Source organism: Cyanobium sp. LEGE 06143 (genome assembly GCF_015207535.1).
In the GTDB taxonomy this organism is placed as follows: domain Bacteria; phylum Cyanobacteriota; class Cyanobacteriia; order PCC-6307; family Cyanobiaceae; genus NIES-981.
In genome coordinates this window covers 1-4046 of the sequence record NZ_JADEWP010000204.1, presented here as the reverse complement: position 1 = coordinate 4046, position 4046 = coordinate 1, and the positions used below count along the sequence as shown (strand labels likewise).

Genomic DNA, 4046 nt, shown 5'->3' with positions numbered 1-4046 from the left:
CTGCCGATGCGCCCCAGCCCCAGAGCCATCCCCTCCATGCCCTCGATCGGGTGGTGGTGGATCGGCTGCTGGCGGCCGCCGAACCAACCGATGCGGATCTGGTGGATGCGGCCCGGTTGCTGATGCGTTACGAAGGGTTTCCGGGTGCCCAGGACATCCAGGACGACCTGGCCAAGGTGCTGCGCTTCTGGACGCTCAGCCGTGCCGCCCTGCACGATCGCACCCGCGCCATCTGGGCCGCCGGCTTCCGGCCATCGCCCAGCGGCGGCGAGGCCGTGGGATCGGGCTTTGACACCTCCGCCCAGGAGAGCTGAGGCCCCTGGTGCCCAGGTGCTCACGGCTCGGCCCGAGGGCCTGCTCGGCTGTCAGCTGGTCCTGGGCTGAGCATGTTGCGGCATGGGTGTGTCCCGGAGAGCCCCGCTTCGGGTGATAGTGGGTGGGTCCCCATCACCCGGCCCGGAGTGCTCTGCACCCGGGCTTTTTCTTGCCGATTTCTGCCCAGCCATGGCCGCCACTCCCCCTCCTGCCAGTCCGTCTTCCGGTTCCGCTGCGTCGGGCAGCCCGGCCGCCTGGAGCGCTTTGCTGGAGCAGCTGCTGGCCGGCGAGGCCCTGTCGGCGCATCAGGCCACGGCCCTGATGCGCGGCTGGCTGGATGAGCAGATACCAGCGGTGCTCACCGGCGCCCTGCTGGCMSCMCTGCGGGCCAAGGGGGTGGAGGCGGAGGAACTGGCGGCGATGGCTGAGGTGCTGCTGGAGGCCTGCGCCCTGCAGCTGCCGCGGCCGGCCCTGGCGCTGGTGGACACCTGCGGCACCGGTGGCGACGGCGCCGACAGCTTCAACATCTCCACCGCGGTGGCCTTCGTGGCCGCCGCCTGCGGTGCGGCCGTGGCCAAGCACGGCAACCGCAGCGCCAGTGGCCGGGTCGGCTCGGCGGACGTGCTGGAGGCCCTGGGGATCCACCTGCAGGCGCCGCAGGAGCAGGTGCTGGCCGCCCTGCCCCGGGCCGGACTCACCTTTCTGTTTGCCCCCGGCTGGCACCCCGCCCTGGTGGGTCTGGCCCCCCTGCGCCGCAGCCTGGGGGTGCGCACCGTGTTCAACCTGCTGGGGCCCCTGGTGAATCCGCTGCGGCCGCAGGCCCAGGTGCTGGGGGTGGCCCGCGCCGACCTGCTCGACCCGATGGCCGGCGCCCTGGCCCGCCTCGGCCTGCGCCGGGCCGTGGTGGTGCATGGGGCCGGCGGGCTCGATGAGGCCTCCCTGGCCGGGGTGAATGACCTGCGGCTGGTGGAAGACGGCCAGGTGCGCCATGAGCGGCTCGACCCGGAAGCGCTCGGCATGGCCAGCGCCCCGATCACGGCGCTGGCGGGTGGCGATCTGGCCACCAACCGGGCCATTCTCGAAGCGGTGCTGCAGGGCCGGGGCAGCCAGCCCCAGCGCGATGTGGTGGTTCTCAATGCCGCCCTGGTGCTGTGGGCGGCCGGCCTGAGCGAGACCCCGGCAGCGGGCTGTGAACCGGCCCGGCGGGCGCTGGCCGACGGCGCCGCCTGGCGCACCCTCGAGGCCCTGCAGGAGGCCCTGGCACCGGGCTGAGCCCTGCTGAGCCCTGAAGTGCCCATGCACACCGGCGGCGGTGGTGACCCAGGGCAGGATCGATGCAGGGAGAACGCTTCCGCTGCGCCCGTTGCTTCSYKSMACNCCWCCNTNCGCCNANGSCCGTGCCCGACACCGCCCTTCTCGACACCACTCTGCCCGAGGCCATGACCGCTTCCCCGCGCGCGGCCCTGCTGGTGCTCGCCGACGGCACCCTGTTGCGCGGTGAGGCCTTCGGCGCCGTGGGCACGGCCATCGGCGAGGTGGTGTTCAACACCGGCATGACCGGTTACCAGGAGGTGATGACCGATCCGAGCTACTCCGGCCAGCTCGTGACCTTCACCTACCCCGAACTGGGCAACACCGGCGTCAACGCCGCCGATCAGGAAGCCCCCCGGCCCCATGTGCGCGGCGTGATCGCCCGCCAGCTGGCGCCCGTGGCCAGCAACTGGCGGGCCGAGGCCAGCCTCGACTCCTGGCTGCAGCAGCACGGCGTGGTGGGCATCCGTGGAGTTGACACCCGGGCCCTGGTGCGCCATCTGCGCGAAGGCGGAGCGATCAATGGGGCGATCAGCAGCGATGGCCGCTCTGCCCAGGAACTGCTGGCCGAGATCACGGCGGCACCGTCGATGGAGGGGCTGGATCTGGCCTCCAGGGTCAGCACCCCTGAGCCCTACACCTGGACCTCCACCTGCCAGGCCGGCTTCGACGAGCGGCTCCAGCCCAGCCCCGACCAGCGCTACCGGGTGGTGGCGATCGATTTCGGCATCAAGCGCGCCATCCTCGATCGCCTCGTGGCCCACGGCTGCGACGTCACCGTGCTGCCCTCCAGCTCCACCCTGGAGCAGGTGCTGGCCCACCGCCCCGAGGGGGTGTTCCTCTCCAATGGCCCCGGCGACCCCGCGGCCGTCACCACGGGCGTGGAGCTGGTGACGGGCCTCCTGAAGCAGGCCGATCTGCCCCTGTTCGGCATCTGCATGGGCCACCAGATCCTGGCCCTGGCCCTGGGGGGACGCAGCTTCAAGCTCGGCTACGGGCACCGGGGCCTCAACCATCCCTGCGGCAGTCCGGGCCAGGTGGAGATCACCAGCCAGAACCACGGTTTTGCCATCGCGGCCGACTCCCTGCCGCCGGAGCGGGTGTCGATCACCCACCTCAACCTCAACGACGGCACCCTGGCCGCTCTGGCCCTGCGCGACCAGCCGGTGTTCGGCATCCAGTACCACCCGGAGGCCAGCCCGGGCCCCCACGACGCCGACCATCACTTCGGCCGCTTCGCCGGCCTGATGGCCGAGCGCCGGGCCTGAAGCCCCAGCCCAGGCGCACTTTTGTTGTGGCTTGCTGCAAGAGCGGTGGAGCTCTCTACACTCCCCGCAGTCACGTCTTGGGGGCAGTGCTATCACCGACCTGCAGCGTCTCACGGTGTCTCTTCGCGGCGGCTTTGAGCAGCAGGCCCGCTGTCAGTTGTTCCGTTTCACGGGCCAGCTGGATGCCTATTCCGACAAGCAATTCGGCACGTTCATCGCCGAGCATCACAGCCCGGGCCAGCCCCTGGTGGTTGATCTGAGCAGCATCGACTTCATCGATTCCTCAGGACTCGGCGCCCTGGTGCAGCTCGCCAAACAGTGCAACACCGACAAGCAGCAGTTCCTGGTGGTGGGCAATGCCCGGGTGGTGCAGACCGTGAAGCTGGTGCGCCTCGAGGAGTTCCTGCACCTGCAGCCCGACCTGCCCACAGCCCTTGAGCGCCTCGCCCCCTGAGCCGGTCGTCCCAGCCCGGTTGAGCTGGTTGGCGGATCTGCAGGCCCGCCCCCCTGACTCCGACCTGGGCCCGCTGCAGCTGGCCTGGCTCGGCGATGCCGTGTGGGAACTGCACCAGCGGCTGGAGCGCTGCCGCACGCCGGCCCGGGCCAGGGATCTGCATCGCCAGGTGGTGGACGAGGTGCGCGCTGAAGCCCAGGCACGGCTGCTGGCCAAGCTGGAGCCTCGGCTGACGCCGGCGGAAGCGGATCTGGTGCGCCGGGCCCGCAACCGCGCCGGCCGCGGACCGCGCGGCAGCGACCCAGCCACCTATGCTAGGGCCACGGGTTTTGAGGCCTTGCTGGGCTGGCTGTTCCTGCACGATCCGCCCCGGCTGGTCGTGCTGCTAGATCACTTGCAGCACCACAACCCCTGATCGCACAGACCATGAGCCCTCGATTTGATCGCCGTCCGGACAAGCGGACGGGCAGTGGGGGCCGAGGGGCCGCGCGCCCGGGCCGGGATGGAGGGCGTCTGTATGGCCGCGACCGGGAGCGCTCCAAGGGGGGCTCCAGAGAGGGGCCCCGCGAGGGCAGTCGCCCTGGCCGGGACGACGCGGCGGAAGGTCGCAGCCGAGCAGCCGACTCGGGCTGGGAGCGAGCCCGTCCTGCGGCCGCCCGCCGGCTCGGAGGCCCCCGCAGCCAGGGGGAGCGCAGCTC

At 71.6% G+C, this 4046-nt stretch carries 5 protein-coding genes and 1 pseudogene; all 6 read left to right on the top strand.

Annotation, left to right across the window (positions count from 1 at the left end; all coding sequences use genetic code 11):
- Positions 1–314: DUF3288 family protein (locus IQ216_RS12165; RefSeq protein ID WP_228007465.1), on the top strand; the 314-nt coding region annotated here is incomplete at its 5' end.
- Between the two features lie 190 nt (positions 315–504).
- Entirely contained in the window at positions 505–1587 is a 1083-nt protein-coding gene (gene trpD / locus IQ216_RS12160; protein WP_193815662.1) for an anthranilate phosphoribosyltransferase, read from the top strand.
- A 167-nt stretch (positions 1588–1754) separates the two neighbouring features.
- Entirely contained in the window at positions 1755–2894 is a 1140-nt protein-coding gene (carA, locus tag IQ216_RS12155) for a glutamine-hydrolyzing carbamoyl-phosphate synthase small subunit (protein WP_193815661.1), read from the top strand.
- A 115-nt stretch (positions 2895–3009) separates the two neighbouring features.
- The gene (locus tag IQ216_RS12150) at positions 3010–3348 is read left to right on the top strand and encodes an STAS domain-containing protein (RefSeq protein ID WP_370566741.1); all 339 of its coding nucleotides are present in this window, start codon (positions 3010–3012) and stop codon (positions 3346–3348) included.
- Positions 3329–3763: a ribonuclease III domain-containing protein gene (locus IQ216_RS12145; RefSeq protein WP_370566740.1), complete on the top strand. Its 435-nt coding sequence runs from the start codon at positions 3329–3331 to the stop codon at positions 3761–3763. Before IQ216_RS12150 ends, IQ216_RS12145 begins: the two co-directional genes overlap by 20 nt.
- A gap of 11 nt (positions 3764–3774) precedes the next feature.
- Positions 3775–4046, top strand: a pseudogene (locus IQ216_RS14345) (23S rRNA (guanosine(2251)-2'-O)-methyltransferase RlmB); the annotation flags it as partial.

Coding starts and splice junctions, on each gene's coding strand:
- carA (WP_193815661.1), top strand. CDS start 1,755: ATGACCGCTTCCCCGCGCGCGGCCCTGCTGGTGCTCGCCGACGGCACC.